At 41.6% G+C, this 25,411-nt stretch carries 27 protein-coding genes and 1 other annotated feature; of the genes, 17 read left to right on the top strand and 10 right to left on the bottom strand.

From position 1 onward, the window contains the following. Nucleotides 1–553: 553 nt before the first annotated feature. Nucleotides 554–1,369 carry an undecaprenyl-diphosphate phosphatase gene (locus WAM07_RS09160; RefSeq protein WP_422166226.1) on the bottom strand — a complete coding sequence of 272 codons (816 nt, stop codon included), beginning with the start codon at nt 1,367–1,369 and terminating at the stop codon, nt 554–556. A 327-nt stretch (nt 1,370–1,696) separates the two neighbouring features. Further along, a complete protein-coding gene (locus WAM07_RS09155) occupies nt 1,697–1,870 on the bottom strand; it encodes a YjzD family protein (RefSeq protein WP_422166225.1) in 174 nt (57 codons plus the stop codon). A gap of 134 nt (nt 1,871–2,004) precedes the next feature. Here WAM07_RS09155 and WAM07_RS09150 point away from each other — a divergent pair, with 134 nt between their 5' ends. Then, nucleotides 2,005–2,547 (top strand): hypothetical protein, encoded by a 543-nt coding sequence (locus WAM07_RS09150; protein WP_422166223.1) that lies wholly within the window; start codon nt 2,005–2,007, stop codon nt 2,545–2,547. A 90-nt stretch (nt 2,548–2,637) separates the two neighbouring features. Next, nucleotides 2,638–3,597, top strand: coding sequence for a BMP family ABC transporter substrate-binding protein (locus tag WAM07_RS09145; protein ID WP_422166221.1), 960 nt, complete (start codon nt 2,638–2,640; stop codon nt 3,595–3,597). A gap of 62 nt (nt 3,598–3,659) precedes the next feature. Here WAM07_RS09145 and WAM07_RS09140 read toward each other — a convergent pair whose 3' ends face one another. After that, nucleotides 3,660–3,860: a hypothetical protein gene (locus WAM07_RS09140; protein WP_422166220.1), complete on the bottom strand. Its 201-nt coding sequence runs from the start codon at nt 3,858–3,860 to the stop codon at nt 3,660–3,662. 170 nt (nt 3,861–4,030) lie between these two features. On the opposite strand from WAM07_RS09140, the gene WAM07_RS09135 reads away from it, so the two are divergent. Then, entirely contained in the window at nt 4,031–4,963 is a 933-nt protein-coding gene (locus WAM07_RS09135) for a beta-ketoacyl-ACP synthase III (RefSeq protein WP_422166219.1), read from the top strand. Nucleotides 4,964–4,981: 18 nt separating this feature from the next. Next, the gene (fabF, locus tag WAM07_RS09130; RefSeq protein ID WP_422166217.1) at nt 4,982–6,223 is read left to right on the top strand and encodes a beta-ketoacyl-ACP synthase II; all 1,242 of its coding nucleotides are present in this window, start codon (nt 4,982–4,984) and stop codon (nt 6,221–6,223) included. 50 nt (nt 6,224–6,273) lie between these two features. On the opposite strand, the gene WAM07_RS09125 is transcribed toward fabF, so the two are convergent. Further along, nucleotides 6,274–7,278 carry an LCP family protein gene (locus tag WAM07_RS09125; protein ID WP_422166215.1) on the bottom strand — a complete coding sequence of 335 codons (1,005 nt, stop codon included), beginning with the start codon at nt 7,276–7,278 and terminating at the stop codon, nt 6,274–6,276. A 157-nt stretch (nt 7,279–7,435) separates the two neighbouring features. On the opposite strand from WAM07_RS09125, the gene WAM07_RS09120 reads away from it, so the two are divergent. Then, entirely contained in the window at nt 7,436–7,636 is a 201-nt protein-coding gene (locus WAM07_RS09120) for a hypothetical protein (protein ID WP_422166213.1), read from the top strand. Nucleotides 7,637–7,726: 90 nt separating this feature from the next. Further along, complete coding sequence (locus WAM07_RS09115) at nt 7,727–8,488, top strand: DUF3603 family protein (protein WP_422166211.1); 762 nt, start codon at nt 7,727–7,729, stop codon at nt 8,486–8,488. Between the two features lie 40 nt (nt 8,489–8,528). On the opposite strand, the gene trpS is transcribed toward WAM07_RS09115, so the two are convergent. Beyond that, on the bottom strand, nt 8,529–9,530 hold the full coding sequence (trpS, locus tag WAM07_RS09110) for a tryptophan--tRNA ligase (protein WP_422166209.1): 1,002 nt from the start codon (nt 9,528–9,530) through the stop codon (nt 8,529–8,531). 59 nt (nt 9,531–9,589) lie between these two features. Then, nucleotides 9,590–9,788 (bottom strand) — a binding site (T-box leader). A gap of 53 nt (nt 9,789–9,841) precedes the next feature. Then, the gene (locus WAM07_RS09105) at nt 9,842–10,213 is read right to left on the bottom strand and encodes a DUF3899 domain-containing protein (RefSeq protein WP_422166207.1); all 372 of its coding nucleotides are present in this window, start codon (nt 10,211–10,213) and stop codon (nt 9,842–9,844) included. Between the two features lie 401 nt (nt 10,214–10,614). On the opposite strand from WAM07_RS09105, the gene WAM07_RS09100 reads away from it, so the two are divergent. From WAM07_RS09100 to WAM07_RS09080, 5 genes are all read left to right on the top strand, one after another. Next, nucleotides 10,615–12,306 carry a peptide ABC transporter substrate-binding protein gene (locus WAM07_RS09100; RefSeq protein ID WP_422166205.1) on the top strand — a complete coding sequence of 564 codons (1,692 nt, stop codon included), beginning with the start codon at nt 10,615–10,617 and terminating at the stop codon, nt 12,304–12,306. Nucleotides 12,307–12,480: 174 nt separating this feature from the next. Further along, a complete protein-coding gene (gene opp3b / locus WAM07_RS09095; protein WP_422166204.1) occupies nt 12,481–13,407 on the top strand; it encodes an oligopeptide ABC transporter permease in 927 nt (308 codons plus the stop codon). A gap of 6 nt (nt 13,408–13,413) precedes the next feature. Continuing rightward, nucleotides 13,414–14,547, top strand: a complete 1,134-nt coding sequence (gene opp3C, locus WAM07_RS09090; protein WP_422166202.1) for an oligopeptide ABC transporter permease — start codon at nt 13,414–13,416, stop codon at nt 14,545–14,547. A gap of 15 nt (nt 14,548–14,562) precedes the next feature. Continuing rightward, nucleotides 14,563–15,624 (top strand): ABC transporter ATP-binding protein, encoded by a 1,062-nt coding sequence (locus WAM07_RS09085; protein WP_422166200.1) that lies wholly within the window; start codon nt 14,563–14,565, stop codon nt 15,622–15,624. Then, entirely contained in the window at nt 15,621–16,559 is a 939-nt protein-coding gene (locus tag WAM07_RS09080; RefSeq protein WP_422166198.1) for an ABC transporter ATP-binding protein, read from the top strand. The genes WAM07_RS09085 and WAM07_RS09080 overlap by 4 nt, the downstream gene beginning before the upstream one ends. Nucleotides 16,560–16,739: 180 nt before the next feature. Here WAM07_RS09080 and WAM07_RS09075 read toward each other — a convergent pair whose 3' ends face one another. Continuing rightward, complete coding sequence (locus WAM07_RS09075) at nt 16,740–16,928, bottom strand: hypothetical protein (protein WP_422166196.1); 189 nt, start codon at nt 16,926–16,928, stop codon at nt 16,740–16,742. Between the two features lie 214 nt (nt 16,929–17,142). On the opposite strand from WAM07_RS09075, the gene WAM07_RS09070 reads away from it, so the two are divergent. The 3 genes from WAM07_RS09070 (at nt 17,143) to spxA (ending at nt 19,771) form a co-directional block, all read left to right on the top strand. Continuing rightward, complete coding sequence (locus WAM07_RS09070) at nt 17,143–18,360, top strand: putative glycoside hydrolase (RefSeq protein ID WP_422166194.1); 1,218 nt, start codon at nt 17,143–17,145, stop codon at nt 18,358–18,360. Nucleotides 18,361–18,502: 142 nt separating this feature from the next. After that, on the top strand, nt 18,503–19,096 hold the full coding sequence (locus WAM07_RS09065) for a GNAT family N-acetyltransferase (RefSeq protein ID WP_422166192.1): 594 nt from the start codon (nt 18,503–18,505) through the stop codon (nt 19,094–19,096). A gap of 279 nt (nt 19,097–19,375) precedes the next feature. Further along, a complete protein-coding gene (gene spxA, locus WAM07_RS09060; RefSeq protein WP_014642562.1) occupies nt 19,376–19,771 on the top strand; it encodes a transcriptional regulator SpxA in 396 nt (131 codons plus the stop codon). Nucleotides 19,772–19,817: 46 nt separating this feature from the next. On the opposite strand, the gene WAM07_RS09055 is transcribed toward spxA, so the two are convergent. Further along, entirely contained in the window at nt 19,818–20,480 is a 663-nt protein-coding gene (locus WAM07_RS09055; RefSeq protein WP_422166191.1) for a TerC family protein, read from the bottom strand. A 297-nt stretch (nt 20,481–20,777) separates the two neighbouring features. Here WAM07_RS09055 and mecA point away from each other — a divergent pair, with 297 nt between their 5' ends. The 3 genes from mecA to pepF all read left to right on the top strand — a co-directional run bounded on the left by mecA (nt 20,778) and on the right by pepF (nt 24,591). Beyond that, nucleotides 20,778–21,479: an adaptor protein MecA gene (gene mecA, locus WAM07_RS09050; RefSeq protein ID WP_422166190.1), complete on the top strand. Its 702-nt coding sequence runs from the start codon at nt 20,778–20,780 to the stop codon at nt 21,477–21,479. Nucleotides 21,480–21,573: 94 nt separating this feature from the next. Continuing rightward, on the top strand, nt 21,574–22,719 hold the full coding sequence (locus WAM07_RS09045) for a competence protein CoiA (protein WP_422166187.1): 1,146 nt from the start codon (nt 21,574–21,576) through the stop codon (nt 22,717–22,719). A gap of 63 nt (nt 22,720–22,782) precedes the next feature. After that, the gene (gene pepF, locus WAM07_RS09040; protein ID WP_422166185.1) at nt 22,783–24,591 is read left to right on the top strand and encodes an oligoendopeptidase F; all 1,809 of its coding nucleotides are present in this window, start codon (nt 22,783–22,785) and stop codon (nt 24,589–24,591) included. Between the two features lie 43 nt (nt 24,592–24,634). Here the strand turns inward: pepF and WAM07_RS09035 are convergent, their stop codons facing one another. Together WAM07_RS09035 and WAM07_RS09030 are read right to left on the bottom strand one after the other, a co-directional pair. Beyond that, nucleotides 24,635–24,811 carry a hypothetical protein gene (locus WAM07_RS09035; RefSeq protein ID WP_422166184.1) on the bottom strand — a complete coding sequence of 59 codons (177 nt, stop codon included), beginning with the start codon at nt 24,809–24,811 and terminating at the stop codon, nt 24,635–24,637. A 101-nt stretch (nt 24,812–24,912) separates the two neighbouring features. Further along, entirely contained in the window at nt 24,913–25,125 is a 213-nt protein-coding gene (locus WAM07_RS09030) for a hypothetical protein (protein ID WP_422166182.1), read from the bottom strand. Between the last annotated feature and the right edge of the window lie 286 nt (nt 25,126–25,411).

Genomic DNA, 25,411 nt, shown 5'->3' with positions numbered 1-25,411 from the left:
AGGAAGAAGGGCGCTTCCTTTCATGGTCGTTCTTAAGCTTGTCGAGGCTGGACAAGGCACCTCCACATTTGAACGTCCAGTCCATACGCCGCTGACCAAGGTGCTTCCGCTTTTAACCTAGGAGTCTGCATCGTCCCCCTTCGGACTTGGACAAATCAGAAACTCGAAACCATTTAAGACATCGAGGGGTTCATGAGAAAAAAGCATGTGATCATGAGGCTATTTTCATGCTATAACGATGTGAAACAGCCTGTCATAAAAGCATTTAGGACCGATTAAGAAGGAGAGTATCCTCTCTTATAAAAGCTTCCGTTATTCTTACTCGGCTGGGCTGGTGGGGAAATGGCGAGACTCCAATGGGAGAAGGGACTAGGTGAGATCCCGCAGGGAGTGAAACGAGTGAGGAAGCTCACCGTTCCCCCATAGGAAAGCGAGCTATTTCCCCACCAGCCCTCTTCCACATAGAGTAACGGACCCTGTTTATCTCGAAACTGAGTCTTCCAGTATCGTGAGATTTTCTGTTAAGTCGGCAAAGATGTTTAATGAAACTTTTTTAGAACCAGATGATGAGTAAGGTAATGCCGCCGACGATAAAGCAATAGAAGGCGAAGTATTTCAGGTTTCCACGAGCCATGATATTCATAAACCATTTTAAAGAAAGATAGGAAGCGACAATAGAAGCTAGAAAAGCTGCAATGTAGCCTATCCATAAATTATTTTGAGAGGCATCTGCGATGACTTCTTCCGCTGATAATAGCATGGTACCTAAGCTTACGGGTATGTATAGAAGGAAAGAAAATCGCAGCGCGGTTTCCTGTTTCATCCCGAGGTACATAGCAGCGACAATGGTTGCACCTGAGCGGCTGATACCTGGAATTAAAGCAATGGCCTGAGCAAATCCTACAATGACAGCATCTTTCCAGTTCAGTTGTCCGTCACCTTTTCGGCCGCGCATATTTCTGATCAGCCATAAAGCAACACCGGTAATAATCAACGTAATTCCGACCGTTTCCGGGGTAGATAAACCTTCAATGGCATCTCCCAGTAATATCCCTAAGACACCCGCTGGAATCGTTCCGATAATGAGATAAATGATAAAATCAAAATCATCTTTTTGTCGTTCATCTTTGGTAACCATGTAGCCGATTCCGTTTTTGACTAATCGGACTAAGTCATGCCAATAGATGATAAAAACGGCGATTAAGGAGCCAAAATTAACAAGCACCTCAAAATTTAATCCTTCAAAATCCATATCCAGGATGTTTTGGACAAGCACTAGATGTCCACTGGACGAGATTGGAATCGGTTCTGTGAATCCTTGAAATATCCCCAAAAATAAATATTTAATCAATATCAAAATTTCTTCCATTATTCTTCCTCCTTGATCCCTTTCCTTATAAAAAAAGCTGTGTAACGCCTTGTGGAGCGTAATAAGAGAGTTCTTTCAATAGAGTGCCGTTTAGTGAAGAAACTCGATTCTGAAAAGTCTTTTCAAGCCCTTCTTGCGCAAGCAATGAAACAGAGCTCTACACAATACGCACCTTATTTTACATATCCAGCCTATAAAAAGCACTTCTCTACTATACGGTTACTTGATTTCTATGTGCAATAAGCCAAGTTATTCATTTGGATCCGGTTTATGTACATGAAAAAACGCTGCTATCATTAGACAGCAACGTTCAATGATGACCTATCTTTAACCTTCGTCTTCAATGAGTCCCTCACCAAGCACAACTACAGCACCTGTAAAAATAAGCGTCATAATGATCACTTGTGAGATATGAAAACTTCCTCCAGCCATATTACTGACTACATAGGCCGTCATTAAGCTCAGCAGAAGGGCCCAAATCAACGTCCATACAAACTTCATTTAAACTCACCTCAATCATACACATTCTATTTTAATACTATCAGAACTTCCTAAAAAAAGAAATAAGTATTCGCTGCCGTTCATGATTCAAATTAGTAGTGAATAAACTGAAATGATGAAGGAGGGGACGATCAATGCTTATAACTGTACACCCATGTTTTCATTGGATTGGCTATCATATGAGCACCGGTTTTTTACAAGAAGGCAGGCAAGTGATTGGAATTGACCGCATGGACGCGTCTCTAAGTGAACATTTATATATGTACGTAGGAAGAAATAGTAACTTTCAGCATTTTTATTCAAAGGAGGACAAAGAAAGGCACACCCAGCCAACAGATGATGAACTATTTATCGAATATGCAGACCAATATTTAATCGTAGAGAGAAAACATGAGGATCGGATATTTGTACAAGTCGAGTTACCACATCTATATGGAGAGTGGATGGATGTCAGTCGAAAGGGTATTGAACAGGAAGAAGAGCTATTAGAATGGGTCAGGGCCTCTAAAGCTGTCTATATCAGTGATTTTTTAAACGAATTTATTCCTTATGTCCTATCGTTGAAGGAAGAAAGACAACCTAAGCCTTTTGAAGATTTGTGCAGTCCGGAGGATCAGAACAAGCGTGTAGAGAGTGTATGGAAAGCTTACCAGACGATGAGAAAACTTTATTTGTAATGAAAGTTTCAAATATACACATTTACTTTATAGAGCCCACCCATGTAGAATAAGAGAAGATATAAGTAGTTTTTACTAGGAGTGCTTATTGTGAAGTGGGTATATACAGGATGTGTACTTTTATTACTGCTCATCGGATGTAATCATATTGCTGGAAAAGCCGATCATGCAGGAATGCTGGTAGAGACTACCATTGATGATCAAGCCTGGGGAGAGCAAGGGTACGAGGGTTTGAAAGCGATAGAGAAAGAGTACGGTGTCGATGTTTCTTATAAAGAAGGTATTAATAGTTATACAAAAACGGTTCAAGCGGTAGAAGAACTGGCAAATCAAGGGGCTACGGTCATTTTTGGTCATAGTCATGTATATGGGAATTATTTTCAACAATTGCATAAGCAGTATCCTGATATCCAATTTATTTATTTTAATGGGGCTTTTACGGCGGACAATGTTACAAGTCTGAATTTCAGTGCTCAGGCCATGGGCTTTTTTGGTGGCATGGCAGCAGGGCAGATGACGGAAAGCGATAAGGTTGGAATTATTGCGGCTTTTGAATGGCAGCCTGAAGTAGAAGGATTCTATGAAGGTGTGAATTTTCAGAACCCGCAGGCCGAAGTCGAGATCACTTTTACAAACAGCTGGGAAGATACAGATAAGGCCCTCAGCCAGTATGAACGGTTAGAGAAGCAGGGAGCTGATGTGTTTTATCCTGCCGGGGATGTATTTAACCAGGCAGTCATCAAACAGATTAAGCAGGATGATCACTATGCGGTCGGTTACGTGAACGATCAATCAGATGTTGGCGGGAAGGCTGTACTCACCAGTACGATACAAAAAGTAGATACCGTTTATAAAATTGCTATGGAGAAGTTTTTAAACGATAACCTGCCCGGACGTCCGCTAATGTTTGATTTTGAAGAAGGGGCCATTGAAATGGGACCTTACAGCCCAGATATGCCGAAGGGGTTTCAACGGGAAATTGACCGTGCTGTAAATCGGTATATTGAAACAGGATATTTGCCCAATCACCAAAACTCTGAAGCCAGATGAGGCTTCAGAGTTTTTTAATTCAGCCATCGGCTGGATGGTAAGAAAAAAATAAAGCAATACCGCTACTTTTTGAATTTATTTACCATAGGTTTAATCATCGGATAGATCGATTTCCATGTTTTGTTAACTTCTTCCCACATTGTTTCCCAGTCGGTCGATGGCTGTTCTTCTTCTTTTTTTTCTTCTTCTGGTTCTTCGGCTTGTTTACGATTATTGGGACCTTGCCAGAAATGGTCGAATGGAGATTGAGGTTTTTTCGACATGACATTCACCCCCTTATACGTACTGTATGTAAGCGACGTTTTCTATTTGTGGGCGGCCCTATTAATGGAAAAGCTTCTACTTGCAGAAACCAAAGAGATGAATTAAAATTAGTACCAAGTCATAAGAATTGATATAAGAAATTAGACTTTACCTTTAAGGGGATGAATATATGAACGCAGGTATATTGGGTGTAGGTCACTACGCTCCAGAAAAAGTCCTTACCAACCAAGATTTAGAGAAAATGGTGGATACAAGTGATGAATGGATCCGGTCCCGCACTGGAATAGAAGAACGCCGTATCGCGGCAGATGGGGAAGACACTTCCCATATGGCGGTAAATGCTGCTAGAAGCGCCCTTGAGGATGCCAACATGGATGCTGAGGAATTGGATATGATTTTAGTTGCTACCGTTACTCCTGATCAGCCGTTTCCATCGGTTGCAACCATGCTGCAAGAACAGCTTGGGGCTAGAAAAGTAGCGGCAATGGATTTAAGCGCAGCCTGCGCAGGCTTTATGTATGGTGTCATTACAGCTAAGCAATTCATTGAAAGCGGCGGTTATAAAAATGTCCTGGTTGTCGGTGTTGAGAAATTATCCAAGATTACGAACTGGGAAGATCGAAACACATGCGTACTATTCGGAGACGGAGCAGGCGCAGCAGTGATCGGTCCAGTCAGCGACGATAGAGGGATTATGTCCTTTGAACTTGGATCTGATGGAAGCGGTGGACGACACTTGTACCAGAATGAAACCTTGTTCATGAACGGTAGAGAAGTGTTTAAATTTGCCGTAAGACAAATGCCTGAATCTTCTGTGAACGTGGTCAAGAAAATTGGCTTGAAAGAAGAAGATGTAGATTATTTAATCCCGCATCAGGCTAATATAAGAATTATGGAAGCTGCACGCGAACGCCTGGGTATTTCAGAGGATAAGATGGCTACTTCTGTGAAACGATACGGAAATACATCTTCCGCATCGATCCCGATGGCTTTGTCAGAAGAAGTAAAAGCAGGTAAAATAAAAGATAACGATTTAGTAGTACTTGTCGGATTTGGTGGCGGACTCACCTGGGGCGCCGTAGCTCTCCGATGGGGTAAGTAACCGAGGAGGAATACATTTATGGATAAACGACGTGTCGTCATTACCGGTATGGGAGCAGTCACTCCTGTAGGTAATTCAGTAGAAGAAATGTGGAGCAGTATTAAAAGCGGCCGATCTGGTGTCGGCGAAATAACGAAAGTGAACAAAGATGATTATCCGGTCAGCGTCGCTGCTGAATTAAAAGACTTTGATCCTTCCAGCTATATTGACCGTAAAGATGCTCGCCGTATGGATCCATTTGTTCAATATGCCATGGTTGCTTCTCATATGGCCGTAGAGGATGCAAATTTGAAGATTACAGATGAAATTGCGAATCGTACCGGCGTATGGATTGGCTCAGGAATCGGCGGAATGGGAACGTACGAATCCCAATTCGAAACCTTCCAGAAAAAAGGCTACCGCCGCGTGAGTCCTTTCTTCATCCCGATGATGATCCCGGATATGGCAGCCGGACAGGTTTCCATTTCGCTTGGCGCCAAAGGGATTAATTCTTGTACCGTAACCGCCTGCTCTTCCGGAGCGAACTCAATTGGTGATGCTTTCAAAGTTATTCAAAGAGGTGACGCTGACGTCATGATTGCAGGCGGAACCGAAGCGCCGATGAACAAAATGTCCTTTGCCGGCTTTGCGTCTGCACGTGCGCTTTCTCTTAACGAAGATCCGAATACAGCAAGCCGTCCATTTGATAAAAATCGTGATGGCTTTGTTATGGGCGAAGGTGCCGGTATTCTGATTCTTGAATCCCTGGAATCCGCGAAGCAGCGCGGAGCTAAAATTTACGGTGAACTAACAGGATATGGCTCAACAGGTGACGCCTATCATATTACATCACCAGCTCCAGAAGGGGACGGAGCTTCCCGAGCGATGAAACAGGCTCTGCAGGATGCAGGGGTTGAGCCGGAAGCGATCGATTATTTGAATGCCCACGGCACATCTACAGAATTGAACGATAAATTTGAAACATTCGCAGCCAAAACCGTGTTTAAGGATCATGCGAATAAACTTTCGATCTCGTCTACGAAATCCATGACCGGACACTTGCTGGGTGCTGCAGGGGCTGTAGAATCTGTTATTTCATTAAAAGCGATCAATGAAGGGATTCTGCCTCCTACCATTAATTATGAAACTCCTGATCCGGAGTGTGATTTGGATTATGTGCCGAATGAAGCCAGAAAGCAGGAGATTAATGCTGTTATGAGTAACTCTCTAGGCTTTGGCGGTCACAACGCTACGTTAATTTTCCAGAAATACAATGATTAAAATAGAGGAAGTCCCCGATGCCGCGTTTGGCATCGGGGACTTTTTTGTAACTATTCTCCTTGATCATATAAGAACTTCTTTAAGTCCTTACGGGTTTTATTATGGTCGTGATTCAGAACGAGACCTGTTGGGTAAGGCTTCCGTTCATTCCATACATTGTCATTGGTTGGAATACGGATCGTTTCAAGCTTCTCGGGGGGATGAAGGAAGTAATCCTTGGCCGCTTCCATATACATACCGCTTCCTGCATCTGTATCTACGTAAGGTTGTATAGACCCAAGCAGCCGGGGTACTTTCCAAAGACTTTCAATCGAAAGAAGCTGTTCTTTCAATAAGGCAAGAACTTTCTGCTGTCGTTCTACACGGCCGAAGTCACCCTCGCTGTCACTTCTGAAACGTGAATAAGCGAGAAGTTCCTCTCCGTCCAGCTGCTGCACACCTTCATGAAGGTCAATAACGGTGTCTCCACCTTCTGATTGATAGTTCAAATCCTTCTCTATCGTAACTTCCAGTCCCCCGGGGGCAATCGTATCAGCGATATGACTGAAGCCGCTGAAATCCACCTTTGCATAATGCTCCAATGGAATATCGAAATTTTGAGCTATGGTCTTTCTTAACAGTTCCGCGCCTCCCAAGGCATAAGCCGCATTTATTTTGTTTGATCCGTGTCCGGGGATCTCTACATATGTATCCCGCATGATGGAAGCGAGCTTCAAGCTCTGCTTTTCCGGGTGGTAGCGAAGAATCATAATTGTATCTGTTCGCGCAGTTTCTGTATTTCTCTGGTCCGTCCCTAAAAGGAGGAGCGATATTGCACCTTCGGGGTCCGGCTGTCCTTGAAAAGGAAAAGCGGCCTCTTTCTGACCATCTTCTATGTTTATCTCAGGTTTAATGGGAGCGTGATTTTGCTGGCTTAAAGCCTGCTGCTTGCCTGCTAAATATTCATAGGCGGTAAAGCCGGCGGTAAAAAGAAAGCACAGAGATAAAACAGCAAGCATCACTTTTAATCTTCTTCTTTTTTTATCGATAGAGTAATTTGAACGAGTGGTACTCAAGCGATCATCAACCCTTCCTGATTACGGTTCCAATCCTCCCTTAATTTACCTTTAATTGGCAAAGAAGTAAAGAGGAAGAAGGAAGTACGAAACAAGGGCATGTCCGAGGGAGAACCTTCATATTATAGAACAGGAGGACAGGCCGGGAGGTTGTCACATGTTGTGGTGGATCGTATTTTTGACGGGGTTCGGTTTTGCTGTAGCTGGAGGAACCGTGACGATTACGTATTTGAACCTCATTCCAGCAGGTCTCAGCTGGTGGGAATTTCTCATTTTGATTCAGTCCAGGTTTGAATGTTACTTGTTTCCCTTAGGGATTTTGTTCATTACGACAGCCATTATATTTATGAGAGATTAGTTTAGTAAATAATGGATCTAAAGAATAAAATAGCCATTATTGGTCATAATGTAACCTAAAGAGATCACTGAATGAAAGTGAGGGGCCGATATGCTATATATGCATGACTTATGGGTAAATTGGTTTGAAGGTGAAGAGAATGGATACAATGTCTGTCGATTCCATGAGTGGAGGAAGGAAGACGGAATTGAACTAGTAGATCAAATTCCACTCCTGCTTGTAACGAATGAACTTTTTACCTTTATTGAAAATGATTTGCAGGATCTTCCGCTGCCCTTGCTGCAGGACGTCCATAGAAAGACGTACATGAAAAAGAATCAGGAGAGACAAACCGTAGAATATGCTGCTGTCGTAACAAACGGAGAAGATGTCATCGTATTTGACACCCTTGGATACACCCTGCCTGTTAAGAAAAGCCGATTAATTCCAAGACAGGAGCGTCTCGTATTCGAGATGGTTCAGGGTAAAAAGCCTGCTTCCTATTCAATAGAAGAAAGTGTATTAAAAGAACACCATATTCTTTCTCTGGAACCTGCTAAAATGGCGGGCCTGACTCGCAGAGAGAGGCAGTTAAAACAATTGCTTATGATGGCCCTCGACCAATTAAAAAATTCCGATCATCCAGAAGAAATTAGATATTGGCTTACTGAATGGGATCCTGACCAATATCCATACTTGAAGCAACTGACGAATGAGGAGGCATGGGACCTCTTATATGAAGGCACCTGCAAGGGATGGACTTCTTTACATGAAGAGCTGTGTGAGAAACTTGTTAAAGGGCAGCCCTTCTTTGAAACGATTTGGCAAGGAGAAAATCAGCACGTCTCCCACAAAATAAACAGCCAGAATTGAGTGGTACCACTCAATTCTGGCTTTTATTCTGGAACTTTAATTATTTTTTCTTTCTCACGCGGCCGAGTCCCATGGCTTTTTTCGCTTTGCGCAGCATCTTATTGGCTACAAAAGAAGCGTCTTCAGCTCCTTTATCTAAAATATCATCCAGTTCTTCAGATTCGATCAGTTCGTAATAACGATCCTGGATCGGTTTCAGCGTCTCGACGACTGCGGCTCCCACGTCCTCCTTGAAGACTCCGTATCCTTTTCCTTCATATTTAGCTTCAAGCTCTTCAATGCCGATGCCGGAGCAGATTGAGTAAATCGTCAGCAGATTGGAGACACCGGGTTTATGTTCCTTATCGAACTTCACAATGCCTTCTGAATCCGTAACGGCACTTTTTACCTTTTTCATGATTTTTTTCTCATCATCGAGCATCGAAATATAGCCTTTCTGGTTTTCGTCCGACTTGCTCATTTTTTTAGTCGGCTCCTGCAGAGACATAATTCTCGCCCCTGTTTTTGGAATGCGGACTTCAGGCACTGTAAAGATATCATTATATTTATTATTAAAACGCTGCGCCAGATTCCTTGTCAGTTCAAGGTGCTGCTTCTGATCTTCGCCCACAGGTACGATATCTGTTTGATAGAGAAGAATATCTGAAGCCATGAGGGGAGGGTACGTCAGCAGTCCTGAGGTAACGCCTTCCTTGCCTCCAGAAGCGGATTTGTCTTTAAATTGAGTCATCCTCTCGAGTTCTCCTATATAACTTACACATTGCAGCATCCATCCAAGCTGCGTATGCGCAGGCACCTCAGACTGAATGAATAATGTAGATTTCTCAGTATCGATACCGGAGGCTAAATACAAAGCCGCAAGAGAACGGATGTTATCCCTGAGCTTTAAACGATCCTGTGGTACCGTAATGGCATGCTCATCCACAATGCAGAAATAGCATTTCTGGTCATGCTGCAAGTCTACGAAGTGCTTCATTGCTCCTAAATAGTTCCCCAGTGTTAACGTACCACTTGGCTGAATCCCTGAAAAAATGGTTTTCATTACTTTCACCTCATTATTAGTTTTAGGCTATAAAAAAAGATCATTCATCTCTTCCATATGGAAGGGACGAATGATCCGCGGTGCCACCCTGATTACTTTTAAACGTAAAAGTCAACTTTATGATCGTTAACGCCGATCGTGCGTCGATAGAAGCTCCTAAGGCCCATTTCCTCCCACTGATCCTGACTGTTCTCAGCATCCACAGTCTCTCTGAAAAGATTACAGTGTCGAGTACTATTCCTTATTCATAGCCTTTAGTTTTATATTGTAAGATTTATATTATAGCCGATAAATGATTAGCGTGCAAACTTCTACAGATTATAGTAAAGAGCCAGTAAAGCCAGTAAACCTGCTGTTAACATGCCGCCATGAAATAGAAAGAACTTCAGCCACGTACTTTCAATGGTCTGGGAAGGCAGAGGTTTCTGCTTCCAATCGTCAAGATAATCCTGTTGTTTAGAAACGCGGTTATAAAATCTTCTCATACTATACGTAATGGCATCGAAGAATCCCCCGCGGATCACCCACAGAAGTATTCCGACAAACAAATAGAAATAAGCAATATAGAAAAGCTGATTAATAAAATGGAATAAATCATAGACAGGCGCCAAAATGGCGAAAAGCAGGCTGACAAGCAGAAGATTTCCTGCGAGCCCCATCCATTTATTTCTTAACACATTCACCGAATGTCACACCTTTCCTTAAAACTCGTACATATTATATCACGTCTTCATCTATGAAGGAATTGTAAATGGAATTAATAACAGAAAATTCACGGTTGAAGGAATATTGAATGGTATATTCACTTACTTTAACGTATAACCGCATTAAATGCGGATTCAGCTTTTCAAGACTACCCTTCTTTATACAAAATAGCTTATAATTAATGAAATTCGACACGTAAATGTTGTAAAACAAACTAGGTAATAAGTCACATTTTATGTTACAGAAAAGTAATAATGGTGGGCTTCATACTATTTTTCGGAAAAAAAGGTAATGCAAAATAGTTAGAAAACTTGTATAATTCGTATTGTGGACAAAGCGCCACGATACTTTTAGAAAAATTAGGGGAGGTCTTTTCTACATGAAAAAGACAAATTGGTTATTGCTGGTACTAGCATTAGTACTAAGCATGTTCCTGGCTGCATGTTCAGGAGGAAATGAATCCGGTGGAGATTCAGGTTCTTCTGACAACGGTGGGGATTCAGAGAATACTGAAGAACAATCTTCAGGAGATAGCGAACAAGTACTTAACATTACGGATAGTGCGGAGATCCCAACGATGGATCCAGCACTTGCTACAGACGCAGTAGCTTTCCAATTCCTTGGTTCCACAATGGACGGGCTTTATCGTCTGGGTGAAGGTGGAAAACCAGAACCAGCAATTGCGAAAGACCACGAAGTAAGTGAAGATGCCCTTACTTGGACATTTAACCTGCGTGAAGATGCAACATGGTCAAACGGTGAGCCTGTTACAGCGAACGACTTCGTTTACGCTTGGCAGCGCGCTGTAAACCCTGATACAGGATCTGAATATGGTCCTTACATGATGGGCGGAGTTATTAAAAATGCAACTGCTATCGCTGATGGCGAAACACCTCCAGAAGACCTGGGTGTTAAAGCAGTAGATGATTATACGCTTGAAATCACTCTTGAAAAACCGATTCCTTATTTCGAATCATTAACTACTTTTGGTACATTCCTTCCATTGAATCAGAAATTCGTTGAAGAGCAAGGCGAAGACTTCGCTCTTGAAGCTAACACTCTAGTATCCAATGGTCCTTTCACAATGACTGAATGGAACCACGGTGAAGGCTGGACTCTTGAGAAGAATGAAGATTACTGGGATGCTGAAGCAGTTAAACTTGATAAAATCAATGTAAATGTTGTTAAAGAAACTTCTACTGGTGTAAACCTTTACCAGAGCGGCGACATCGACCGTACAGCTCTATCAGCTGAGTTCGTTGACCAGTACCGTTCTAATGAAGACTTCCAAGTTGAGAAAGAACCTACTTTGTTCTACTTGAAGTTTAACCAGGAGAACGAAATCCTTGGGAACGTTAAAGCTCGTAAAGCTATGCAAATGATCATTAACCGCGAAGATATGGTTAACGTAATCCTGAACAACGGATCTATCCCTGCTGTGGGTGATATCCCTGAAGATTTCGTTAAGCACCCTGAAAGCGGAGAAGACTTCCGTGAAATCAACGGAGATCTTGTAGAAACAAACAAAGAAGAAGCTCAAAAACTTTGGTCTGAAGCTAAGCAGGAACTAGGTATTGAGAATGCTGAAATCGGCTATCTTGGGGGCGACAGTGATGTTGCTAAGAACCTCGATGCTTACCTTAAAGACCAGCTTGAAGAACTAGAAGGATTGACAGTCAACGTCCAGGCCGTTCCATTTAAAGAGCGTATTGACCGCGACAAGAGTATGGATTATGACATCCAAAATGCTGGATGGGGACCTGACTATATCGACCCGAATACTTTCTTGAACATGTGGGTAACCGACGGTGGAAACAACCACACTGGTTATGCTAGTGACGACTATGATGGCATGATTGAAAAAGCGAACAACGAGCTTGCTCAAGAGCCAGTTAAACGCTTTGAAACATTCCTTGAAGCAGAGAAGAAACTAATTCAAGAAGACGCTGTACTTGCTCCACTTTACCAGCGTGCATCTGCTAAACTAGTTAAGCCATATGTTAAAGGTGTCATTACTAACCCTATGGGACCTGACTACATCTACAAGTACGCTTATATTGAAGGTAAATAATAGACAAAACTATTCTAAACCATATATAGGCTAGCTAATAAGGGAGAGAGTATATGTCCAAACAGTTGGCGTATGCTCTCTTTTTCCCTGCAAAGAAAGTATTCTAATTATAGACAACTTTCTGTCTATTCAAAAAATAAGATAGTAGGTTTTAAATTCACAGGAGGTGTTCATATGACACGTTATATACTTCAAAGACTTGGATACATGATTATAACGATGTTCTTGATCGCTACCTTTACGTTCTTCCTGATGAAATTTTTACCAGGTACTCCCCTAAGTGCTGCAGATAAATTATCAGAAGAGCAACAAGCGGTAGTGTTAGAAAAGTACGGATTGGATGATCCAGTACCTGTACAATATTTCAATTATATGGTCAATCTTACACAGGGTGACTTAGGTATATCTTTCCAGTTTGACAACAGGGAAGTGACCACCATTATCATGGAGCGTATCGGACCTTCGATGACCATTGGGGTTCAAGCCATGATCGTTGGTACCATTTTAGGGATGCTGCTCGGATTAGTGTCAGCGATTTATCATAATGGATTTTTGGATTATGGTTCGACATTCATAGCCGTACTCGGAAAATCCATACCGTCATTCGTATTTGCAGGGATTCTGCAATACTACGTTGGTGTTAAATTAGGCTGGTTCCCGGTTGCCTTATGGGGAACGTGGCAGCACACGATCATGCCAACGATCGCCCTTGCGATCTTCCCGCTCGCCATTGCTGCCCGTTTTATGAGAACCGAGATGCTAGAGGTATTAGGATCTGACTATATTACAACGGCCCGTGCAAAAGGTGTTAACAAGTTCGGCGTTGTTTTCAAACATGGTCTGCGAAATGCATTAATTCCATTGGTTACGGTACTGGGACCACTAGCGATCGGTTTAGTGACGGGAACACTTGTAATTGAAAACATTTTTGCCGTACCTGGGATTGGTGAACAGTTCGTTAAAGCGATTAATACAAATGACTTTCCGATTATTATGGGTACCACGTTACTAATCGCGTTCCTTTTCATTTTCATCATCCTTGTCATTGATCTCCTTTATGGAGTCATTGATCCTAGAATCCGACTGGCTGAAGGAGAGTAGTAACATATGGATAACCACAAACCATCGAAAGAATTATTTGTACCCGTAGAACGACAGCAAAATGAAGGTGAAAAAATAGCCAGACCGAGTCTTTCTTTCTGGCAGGACTCTTTCATGAGACTGCGTAAAAACGTAGGGGCCATGATTGGTCTTGCGACACTGATTATCTTAATTCTAATGGCTATTTTTGGTCCTTATATGAACCAATACGGAGAATTCGAACAGGACCTTGGCCGGGCTAAAATGCCACCAAAAGTTGAAGCTCTGGGCTGGCTCGGGATGGATGGAACCTTATCCGCAACGATGTCAGGTTCAACAGTAGAACAGGCGACCACAAATGCGAATATGCGATTTAATAATGATGAAGAATTTATTAAGACATCCGTAGTTAGTGACGGTTCCAATGGAGAACCTGCGCAGGTTAAAGCAGTATATGATGTGTATGCAGCAAAAGATATGAATGATCAGTCATTCTGGTTCGGTACAGACGGACTTGGCCGTGACTTGTGGACACGTACATGGAAAGGTACTCGTATTTCCTTGTACATTGCGTTATTAGCTGCAGCCATTGATATGGTCATTGGTGTAGCTTATGGAGGAATTTCTGCTTATTACGGAGGCCGTGTAGATAACTACATGCAACGTATTATCGAAATTCTTATGGGTATTCCGAACCTGGTTGTTGTTATTCTCATGATCCTGATTCTTGAACCAGGAATAATATCGATCACCATTGCCTTGACGATAACCGGCTGGATATCGATGGCCAGGATTGTCCGAGGACAAATCCTGAAGTTGAAAAACCAGGAATTCGTATTGGCATCAAGAACCCTTGGTGCTCCGGACAACCGTATATTGAGAAAGCATTTAGTGCCTAACGTTACAGGCTTAATTGTTATTAATACCATGTTTACGATTCCAAGTGCCATATTCTTCGAGGCTTTCTTAAGCTTTATCGGATTAGGACTGCCTACTCCAATTGCCTCATTAGGTACATTAATCGATGATGGATTTAAGTCTTTACAAATTTATCCGCATATTTTATTGTTCCCGGCAATTGTAATCTCACTAATCATGATTGCCTTTAATGTCTTAGCAGACGGTCTTCGTGATGCATTTGATCCGAAGATGCGTGAATAGGAGGTAGGTGTAACAATGGACAAACTACTAGAGGTAAATAACATGCATGTATCCTTTGACACCTACGGCGGTGAAGTCAAAGCTGTACGTGGGGTTACATTCGATCTGAAAAAAGGAGAAACTCTGGCTATAGTTGGTGAGTCAGGTTCTGGTAAATCAGTCACAACAAAAGCTCTGATGCAGCTGATTCCTAAACCGCCTGGCCGAATTAAAGAAGGAGAGGTCCTTTTTGAAGGCAGAGATTTAACAAAGATGAGTGAAAAGCAGATGCAGAAGATCCGTGGTAAGGAAATGGCGATGATTTTCCAGGATCCGATGACATCCTTGAACCCTACGATGAAAGTAGGAAACCAGATCATGGAAGGGCTGATCAAGCACCAGAAAATGGACCGCGCACAGGCACGTAAGCGTGTGGTTGAGTTATTGGAGCTTGTAGGTATTCCTGATCCTGAAAGCCGATTAAAACAATATCCTCACCAGTTTTCGGGAGGAATGAGACAGCGTGTCGTTGTCGCTATAGCACTTGCTTGTAATCCTAAACTCTTGATTGCTGATGAGCCGACCACGGCCCTTGACGTGACGATTCAGGCTCAAATCCTTGAACTAATGAAGGATATACAAAAGAAAACGGATTCGGCTACGATCTTTATTACACACGATCTCGGCGTGGTCGCCAATGTGGCGGACCGTGTAGCGGTTATGTATGCCGGGAAGATTGTGGAAATTGGAACAGTAGATGATATTTTCTACAATCCAAAACATCCTTATACGTGGGGATTACTTGGCTCTATGCCGTCTCTAGACAGTGCCGATGAAGAATTATATGCCATTCCAGGTTCGCCTCCTGATCTATTGGATCCTCCAAAAGGAGATGCGTTTGCCCCTCGTAATGAGTACGCGATGCAGATTGATCTGGAGCAAGAGCCTCCAATGTTCAAAGTTTCTGAGACTCATTATGCAGCTACATGGTTGTTACATGAGAATGCTCCAAACATGGAGCCGCCTGCATCGATTAAGAAACGTATGGAGGGGATGGCTAAATCATCCTCAAGCAATGAGGAAGGTGATCGCATATGAGTCAAGAGAAGCTGGTAGAGATTAAGAACCTAAAACAACATTTCAAGACCGGCCGCCATAGTGTGGTTAAAGCTGTAGATGGCTTAAATTTTGATATCTTTAAAGGTGAAACATTTGGTCTTGTTGGAGAGTCCGGCTGTGGAAAATCAACAACCGGACGTACCATCATTCGTCTTTATGATGCTACAGATGGAGAAGTTATCTTTAATGGTGAAAATGTTCACGGGAAGAAAAACCGTGAAGATCTGAAAAAGTTTAACCGTGAAATGCAAATGATTTTCCAGGACCCTTATGCCTCTTTAAATCCTCGTATGAAGGTAGAGGATATTATTGCGGAAGGCATGGATATCCACGGACTTGCTACTAACGATAAAGAGCGCAAAGCAAAAGTTCATGAGCTACTGGAAACAGTTGGTTTGAACAAAGAACACGCGAACCGGTACCCTCACGAATTTAGTGGCGGTCAGCGTCAGCGTATTGGAATTGCCCGTGCGCTGGCTGTAGATCCAAGTTTTATCATTGCGGATGAGCCGATCTCTGCACTCGACGTATCCATTCAAGCGCAGGTTGTAAACTTGTTGAAAAAACTTCAGCAGGAAAAAGGACTGACGTATTTATTCATCGCCCACGATCTGTCCATGGTTAAATATATCAGTGATCGAATCGGGGTTATGTATTTCGGGAAACTGGTGGAAGTTGCCGATTCAGATGATCTGTATAACCATCCTATTCATCCTTATACTCAATCGTTATTGTCAGCGATTCCGCTGCCAGACCCTGACTATGAACGTTCTCGTGAACGTTTTACGTATAATCCGAATAATCACGATACAAGTGAAGAACCGGAATTCCGTGAAGTACGTCCAGGCCACTGGGTGCTTTGCACAACGAAGGAGTTCGACTTCTACAAAAAAGAACATGCCACAACGAAATAAGTGTTTTAAAAGAGATCTTGTCTTTCAAACGACAAGATCTCTTTTTTTAATGACCATATTCGGTTAATCAGAGGAAACAAAATAAAATCGTAAATGGAAGCATTCAATAAGGAATTCCTTAAAACTTACTAAACTGTAAAGAGTTTGGTAAGGTGTCATTCTATCCTTCAAGGTGGTTCATTAATCTTTCATGGAGCCTGCCTCTCTGGATGTCATGGCCCCTATGCCTTTACTTAAATCCTCCTGAATTTCTTGTTTTACTTTTTCGGGGTTTGTCCTGTAATTGTCTGGATTCATTCCTGAATTCGGTTGTCCTTTTCTTAACTGTTCACCCTCGGTACCTGTTACCCCTGTTTGGTTGTTGGTCATGACCACTCACCTCCATATCTTTAGGCTTAACATTTATCATCATAATAATCAGGTGACTAATTTTAAAACCATTGTTTATTCAATTGTTATGAAAAAAGACGATAAAAGAGAGAGGTGAATCTTACTTACATAAATTTCAATTTAGGGCTATTCTTAGCAACTAACCTCTTATATAATGAATAGTGACAAAAAATTTAAATAGGAGCAGGATCAAATGGGGAAAAAGCGGAAATGGATGTTAATCGTTGCTAGTCTTTTACTGATTTCTTGTGTTGTACCACTACATAATGTTGATGCCGCAGATGAAGAAAAGAAAGAAGGCCTCTTGCTTACAAAGAAAGAACTTGGTTTGAAGAAGCTGGATACCTCACAGCCAGCTGCACGCTTTATGTATAATTCAGGGTTCAAGTTCGAATATCCTGATGCTGTAAGAGGGATCTATGTTACCGGTCCTTCAGCGGGCGGAAAGAAAATGAGCGAATTGACTAAACTGGTAGAGAACTCAGACTTAAATGCCATGGTAATTGATATTAAAGAAGACCATGGAAACATTACGTTTCAACCGGAAAAAGGCTCGCCGTACGCAGACATTGCTGAACCATTTATCGATGATCCCAAGAAAATGCTGAAAACACTGGAGGAGAAAGGTATTTATCCTATAGCCCGTGTGGTAGTGTTTAAGGATTCGATGCTGGCTAAACAAAGACCGGACTTGTCTTACACAAAGAATGGCAAGGTTTGGGTGAACGGACGGGGAGAAGCTTTTGTTAACCCATTTTTAAAAGAAGTATGGGAGTATAACCTGGACATAGCGAAGCGGGCAGCTGAACTGGGATTTCAGGAAATCCAGTTTGATTATGTCCGCTTTCCAGAGGGATTCGGAAATCGTGACAGCGTTCTGGAATATGACCAGGGAGAATATGCTGATCTGGAAATGGAAGAAGTACAGAAACGAGTGAAAGCTGTAACCGATTTTGTAGCTTTTGCCAACAAAGAATTATCTCGTTACGACGTCGATGTGTCTGTAGACATCTTCGGATATTCTGCTACGATTCCGGAAGCACCAAACATTGGCCAGAATTTCTCGAAAATCTCTGAAAACGTAGATGTTATATCATCAATGATTTATCCAAGTCACTGGGGGCCATATTTTGGCATAACCAAACCGGATACCGAACCTTATCGTATCATTGATGAGTACGCTAAAGTAGAGAATGAAGTATTAAGTAAACTGGAGAATAAACCAACTTCCCGGCCATGGCTGCAGGATTTTGAAGCTCCCTGGCTTTATTCAGGATCCACTAAGCAGTACGGCAAGTCTGAAGTAGAAGCTCAAATTAAAGCTCTTGAAGAAAACGGGATCCATGAATATCTCTTATGGAACGCTACAAATAATTACACATCAAATGTTGATTATACTCCTATGAATTAATAGGGAAGAGTGCTGGACACCGGCACTCTTCGTTTATTTTTAAAGGAAGCAGGGAAAGGTACTAAATGAAGGACTTCTACGGATTTAACAATAATCACAAACTTCTGTATAATGAAAGTATTAACGAAAAGGGAGTAGATCAATGAATTGGTATGAAAAGCTGAACAAATATTTCCCTGTAGAGGAAATGAAGTCAAAAGAACATATGGAAGCATTGCTTAAAGAAAAAAGTGACGTTTACTATAAGGATGAAGGTGACAAGCATGTATTAATGTATGCAGAATTTGATTCTTTCATTTTTATTGATTATGTATACGTTTCCACTGCTGCTCGCGGCCAGGGGCTTGGACACAAACTTATTGAGAAAATGAAAGCCAAAAACAAACCAATCATTCTGGAAGTAGAGCCCGTCGATTATGATGAGACGGATTCTGAAAAACGTCTTCGCTTCTATCAAAGAGAAGGATTTAAGCACGCCCAGTCAATTGGGTACACGAGGCGTTCCCTCGCTACGAATGAAGTCAATCAGATGGAGATCCTATATTGGTCCCCTGAAGACGCTTCAGAAGAAGAGATTTATGAACAAATGAAACGTATGTATACGGAAGTTCATACCTACAGAGATGAAGATTTCTACGGTAAATCCTATCAGCATGTAGATGAAGTTCTTCAAATGGATGAAAATCGTGGAATTGAGGATATTTTAGACGAACTGGATAAGTCTAAAAATTCTTAGGTTTCATTACCCACCAATAAACAGGTGGGTTTTTTCAATAAATGTTCACAATTGAAAAAAACTCTTATTTTTATATAGAATGTGGTTTAAGGTAACGCTTGCAGTGGTACATATTACTTCAAAGTGAAATTAGACGTTATAGGGTTCGTTCCGATTCATATAGACATATGAAACAGTTGACAGATGTGTTATAGTTTAAGTAGGTCAGATTATAAAGATTGTAATTTAATAAGCAGTTCAAATTTTTACCATAATAATATTGAGGAGTGAAGTTTCTGTATGGTCACACTTTATACCTCACCAAGTTGTACATCATGCCGTAAAGCAAAGGCTTGGCTTGAAGAGCACGATATCCCTTATACGGAGAGAAACATCTTTTCCGAACCTCTTACTCTAGATGAGATTAAGCAGATCCTTAGAATGACGGAAGACGGAACAGAAGAGATTATCTCTACACGTTCTAAAGTATTCCAAAAGTTGAAGGTTGATTTCGATCAACTGCCAATGCAGGATTTATTTGATCTTATTCAGGAAAACCCTGGTTTACTTCGCCGTCCGATCATCATTGATGATAAGCGTCTGCAAGTAGGATATAACGAAGATGAGATTCGTCGCTTCCTTCCGCGAAGTGTACGTACGTTCCAATTAAAAGAAGCACAGAAGTTAGTTAATTAGATAAACGTCAAAACTGTGGTCCCGAGGGTCACAGTTTTTGTTTTAGTTATATCCTTTCTTTTCGTTTGTTTACAAAATAACCTGTAAAAGTAACGGCTATTACAGCAAGGACAGGCATCCAGACTTTTACATCAGGATAGTCCATGATGAGGTAAGAAACGGAGTGATCCTCAATAATCATTTCGGCTGCTGTATAGGCGAGTAATCCCGCTCCGAAGTAGATGAGAAGGGGAAACTTGTCCATAAGCAGGAGGATAAATCGGCTCCCCCAGATGATAATCGGCACGGAAATTAATAATCCGAAGACCACAAGTACAATATTGTTATGTGAAGCTCCAGCAATAGCAAGCACATTGTCAAAGCCCATGACAATATCTGCCAGAACGATGGTTTTAACGGCAGTCATTAAGTTATTACCTGCTTGAATATCCTGGCTGTCATCGGTATCTGTTAATAATTGCATAGCAATGTAAAAAAGAAACAGTCCACCGACTAATTGAAGGTAGGGAATTTGGAGAAGATAAAGAGCAACAGCTGTTAGTAAAATACGAGCTGCGATTGCAAGGCCTGTCCCAAGAAAAATGGCCTTATTTCTCTGGTGCTTGGGAAGATTCCGGCTGGCAAGGGCAATGACAATGGCGTTGTCGCCGCCTAAAATGATATCAATACTGACAATGATTAAAATTGGTTCAAGCATGTCCCAGTTCATAATAAATCCTCCCGCTTGTAGTGACAAAGCAATCAGAATAAGCTAAAATGGAAACCCAACAGAAACAAAAAGATGGGTCTTAAAAAAAGATATTCATTTTGGGTATGGTTATATGCTGAATTGAAGCAATTTGTTTTCCATTTGCCTTACACTGTCATACAATAGAATTAATCAATCCTTCATTCTACACATTTTGAAGGTTGAGGCTTTAACCTAACGGGTAAGGTTTTATAAGCATTAAAAAAGGGTGAGTATTCCCTTCCCCCTTAATACTTGTTAAGAAGGGAGAGAAATTTCATGGAAATAGAACGTATTAATGAAAACACGGTTAAGTTTTACGTCACTTACCAGGATGTAGAACAGCGTGGGTTCGACAGAGAAGAAATTTGGTATAACCGGGAACGAAGCGAGCAACTTTTCTGGGAAATGATGGATGAAGTGAATGATCAAGAAAACTTCCAGGCTGATGGTCCATTGTGGATTCAAGTTCAAGCCATGGATAAAGGTTTAGAAGTGATCGTAACAAAAGCACAAGTCTCCCAGGATGGTCAAAAACTCGAGCTCCCTAGTGACGATGAAAATGCTATTGATGTACCGGTTGATGAAAAACTGGAATCTTTGCTTGACGATAAATTTAGTAAATCTGATCAAAACGATCAGGATGAAGAACAGGACAAAGAGGATGAGGATCACAAGGATGAACCGTTGACATTCACATTGAAATTCAATGAGTTTGAAGACGTCATTCAACTCAGCCACTACATGTCTGTTGAGAATTCCATGGATCAGCGTCTTTTCCATTTCGAAGACAACTATTATTTATATATTCAGTTCATTGATGAAAATATGAGTGATGAAGAACAGGAAAATATGTTGAGCCAAGTAATGGAATTCGGACATGAGTCACCTGTAACGATTTATCGTTTAGAGGAATATGGTAAAACCATATTCGATGAACAAGCTTTGGCCAGGGTCAAAGAATATTTTCCAGCTCATTAACGTTTACAAGCACACCCTTACAAGTGTGCTTATTTTTTTGTACATACAGGAAAAATGTGGATGGATGTCGAATAGTAGAGGAGGAGGTGAAGGATTGTTTTACGCCGAGGATTCCTCAGGAAAGCTACAGTCATTATTACATTTAACCCCTCAAGAACTACAGGTGCCACGAACTCGTGCCTACTATTGTCCTCATTGTAAAGAAGGCCTGTTAATTCGATCAGGACCAAAAGTGAAACCGCACTTTGCGCATTTTCCTAAAAGTGAGTGTGTCGCCAAACAGGGGGAGAGTGAAGCGCATGAACAAGGAAAATGGACTTTGTATGAGTGGCTGGCCCATCAGAATTATGAAGCTGAATTAGAATACCCATTACGTGGTCCCGCTCAGCGTCCCGATGTATTTGTAACCATTGGCTCTAAACGAATAGCCATTGAATATCAATGTGCCAGAATTTCTAAAGAAGAAATTCAGCGGCGGACGAGTCAGTACAAAGAACATGGTATTTTCCCTCTCTGGATTCTGGGAAGTCATCTCTTGAAACGATCGTCTCCAGGTACGATCCACATGACCGAATTTCTTCGGAACTTTCTCTATTCCTTTCATCATCATTATTCCCTCTACTTTTTCAACTCCAAAACCCATTGCTTAACGATTGCTTCCAACTTGAGAAGTGTCAGCCAGCGAAAAACCTTAGCCAATCTGCGCTCTTATTCGCTCTCAAGCATCCAATTTCCTCAGCTGTTTCAAATCCCTGCTTCATCCTCTTTGCATGACTTGCTGCCTATGTGGGAAAAACTATTATATAAGCAACGGACCGTGTATAATCCACACGTTAGTAAAGAAGTGCAGGCATTTCGGGACGATGTGTACAGGAGAGGGGTTCACGTTTCATTGCTTCCTACAATCGCCTTCCTGCCCTCTGAGGGAGAGCTTGCTGGAGCGGGGCCATCCTATGTGTGGCAGACAAAGTTCCTGTTTGATCATTTCATAGAACTAGAAGTAGGAGCCCCTGTGTTTTTCCCTGAACAGGCTGCTCCTCCCACGATTAATGGATATCAGCCAGATTTAATGAAAGAATATTCATATCTGCTGGAAGGTCTCGGATATATCCACAAGTCCGTAAATAAGGGATGGGTTAAGAAAAAACAGGTCATTTTTCCTCAACATATGAGGAATGCTCTCGAAGACGATCGAAAGACCGTCGCGGCATTAAAAAAACTGCAAAGAATTAATATTTAAGAAGGGATTCACACCTGAATCGAGAATTGGTTAGGGTGACGAACTATCTGAAGGAGGATCATGATGGCTGCAACTAAACAATTACCTAAAAGAGAAGAGGTACCCGTAGAAAAAACATGGGACCTTGAAGCTATTTTTGCTACAGACGAAGAGTGGTATAAAGAACTGAAAGAAGCAGAGGAACTCCTGCCTGAACTGGATCAATACCGGGGAAAACTGGGCGAATCTGCTGAGCAGCTTTACAACCTTCTTGATTTTCAAGATAAAATTTCCAATAAAATTGGCCTGCTTTTTACTTATGCCCATATGCGCAAAGATCAGGATACAACAAACTCCCATTATCAGGAAATGAATGCCAAAGCGGAAAGCTTATATACAAAGATTGCCTCGGCAATGAGCTTTATTGTGCCGGAAATCTTAGCTCTCCCTGAAGGGAAAATTAAAGGGTTTATTAAGGAATATGAACCACTGAAATTGTATGAGCATACGCTGGATGAGATTACCCGCCAGAAGGAGCATGTTCTAAGTGAGAAGGAAGAAAAACTGCTCGCTGGTTTCTCTGAAATAGGAGCCAATCCATCGCAGACATTCGGAGCTTTAAATAATGCGGACCTTACTTTTCCAACGATCAAGAATGAAGAAGGGGAAGAGGTAGATCTTACTCACGGCCGTTATGTCGGTTTTCTTAAATCGGATGACCGTGAAGTACGAAAATCGGCGTTTGAAGCGATGTATGATACGTTTGGTTCTTTCAAAAATACCTTTGCTTCGACATTGAGCGGCCATGTGAAAAAAAATAATTTTAATGCTCAGGTCAGAAATTACGAGCGCGCACGTGAAGCTAAATTAAACAACAATAATATTCCGGAAACGGTTTATGATAATTTGATTGAAGCTGTTAATGAACGTCTGCCATTACTTCATCGCTATATCGAACTTAGAAAAGAAGTGCTCGGATTAGATGAAGTTCATATGTACGACATCTACACGCCGCTCGTTAAGGACGCGGAAATGAAAGTATCTTATGAGGAAGCTAAAGACCTGGTTCTGAAAGGACTCGAGCCGCTCGGGGAGGAATATGTCAATACAGTGAAGGAAGGCTTTGAGAACCGCTGGATTGACGTTGAGGAGAACAAAGGGAAGCGAAGCGGGGCTTATTCCTCAGGTCACTACGGAACAAACCCTTATATTTTAATGAACTGGCAGGATAATGTGAATAATTTATTTACACTCGCTCATGAATTGGGACATTCTCTGCACAGCTATTACACGCACGCGAATCAGCCATACCGTTACGGGAATTACTCCATATTCGTGGCTGAAGTGGCTTCAACGTGTAATGAAGCACTATTGAATGATTACATGCTGAAGAATACGAAGAGTGAGAAAGAACAGCTTTATTTATTGAATAACTTCCTGGAAGGTTTCCGCGGCACGGTATTCAGACAAACGATGTTTGCTGAATTTGAACACGAAATTCATATGCAGGCTCAAAACGGTGAAGCTTTGACAGCGGATAAGCTCACAGAAATCTACTACGACCTGAATAAGAAATATTTTGGAGACAATATTGTGATTGATGATCATATCGGCCTGGAATGGGCGCGTATTCCTCACTTCTATATGGGGTATTATGTTTATCAATATGCTACTGGCTACGCGGCAGCTACGGCGCTTGCGGATCAGATCCTTTCTGAAGGCGACACAGCAGTTGAACGATATAAGAGTTTCCTTAAAGCAGGAAGCAGCGACTATCCGATTGAAGTGCTGAAACAGGCAGGTGTGGACATGACTTCTAAAGATCCGATTTTGTCCGCCCTTGATGTATTTGAAGAAAAGCTGAATGAAATGGAAGAACTGCTTAAAAAGTAAGCATATAAAAGACCCGCGTGATCCTTACTGGCACGCGGGTTTTCTAATGAAATCCTTTAAATGTTTTTCTGTGATAAATGAAGGAGATGCACAGATAGATTGAAATAAAGAGAAGCGGGGAGGTAATGTATAAAGGATATAAACGCATTAAGCCGAATAAGTGAAAACTGCTCAATAATAAAATAACCAAACAGCAGGCAATGATTTTCCAGACTTTCATAGCTCTTCCTCCTTTGATTATATGTATGACAGTTCTTAGCCTGTCTATGCTTATCAGCAATATTTTAGTTGGGAAGAAAAAACCCTTAGATCAATAGGGATCTAAGGATTGTTTGAAGGATTCTCATTATTTGCACGTTCTTTTTTTCTCAACTCCATAATTAAAGCAATAAAGCTAATAAAACCGCCGATCGCAAACAAGTAAGAAAATATAGAATGATTTAAAACGGGGTCACCTGTAAGTAAACGGTTAACGCCCCAAAAACATACGATAAGGTTTCCGATTAAACCGACGCCAATTCTTATTTTATTCATATATGTCTCCTTCATCTTGGATCAATTGTAAGGGGTATTACGTTCATTTTTCGGAAAAGTTTCAAGAGAATTTTACTCTACGTAAGGGTCTTGGGGATGATCCCTTATTTATAGGCTTTGTTAAATTTCTTTTGATTTTAAGGTAAAGCTCCCGATACTTGAAGACTCAGCTTCGAGACTTTTATGAGAGTTAGGTCCGGAGGGGGACGATTTCGCTTTCCGGCCCTGCACGACGCAGGGTCGTTCGACGTTGCCACAGGACGTGGCGGTCTTAGTCGAACATCCC

The organism is Halobacillus sp. (assembly GCF_049282395.1).
Lineage (GTDB): Bacteria > Bacillota > Bacilli > Bacillales > Halobacillaceae > Halobacillus.
This window is presented reverse-complemented; position numbering and strand designations above follow the sequence as displayed.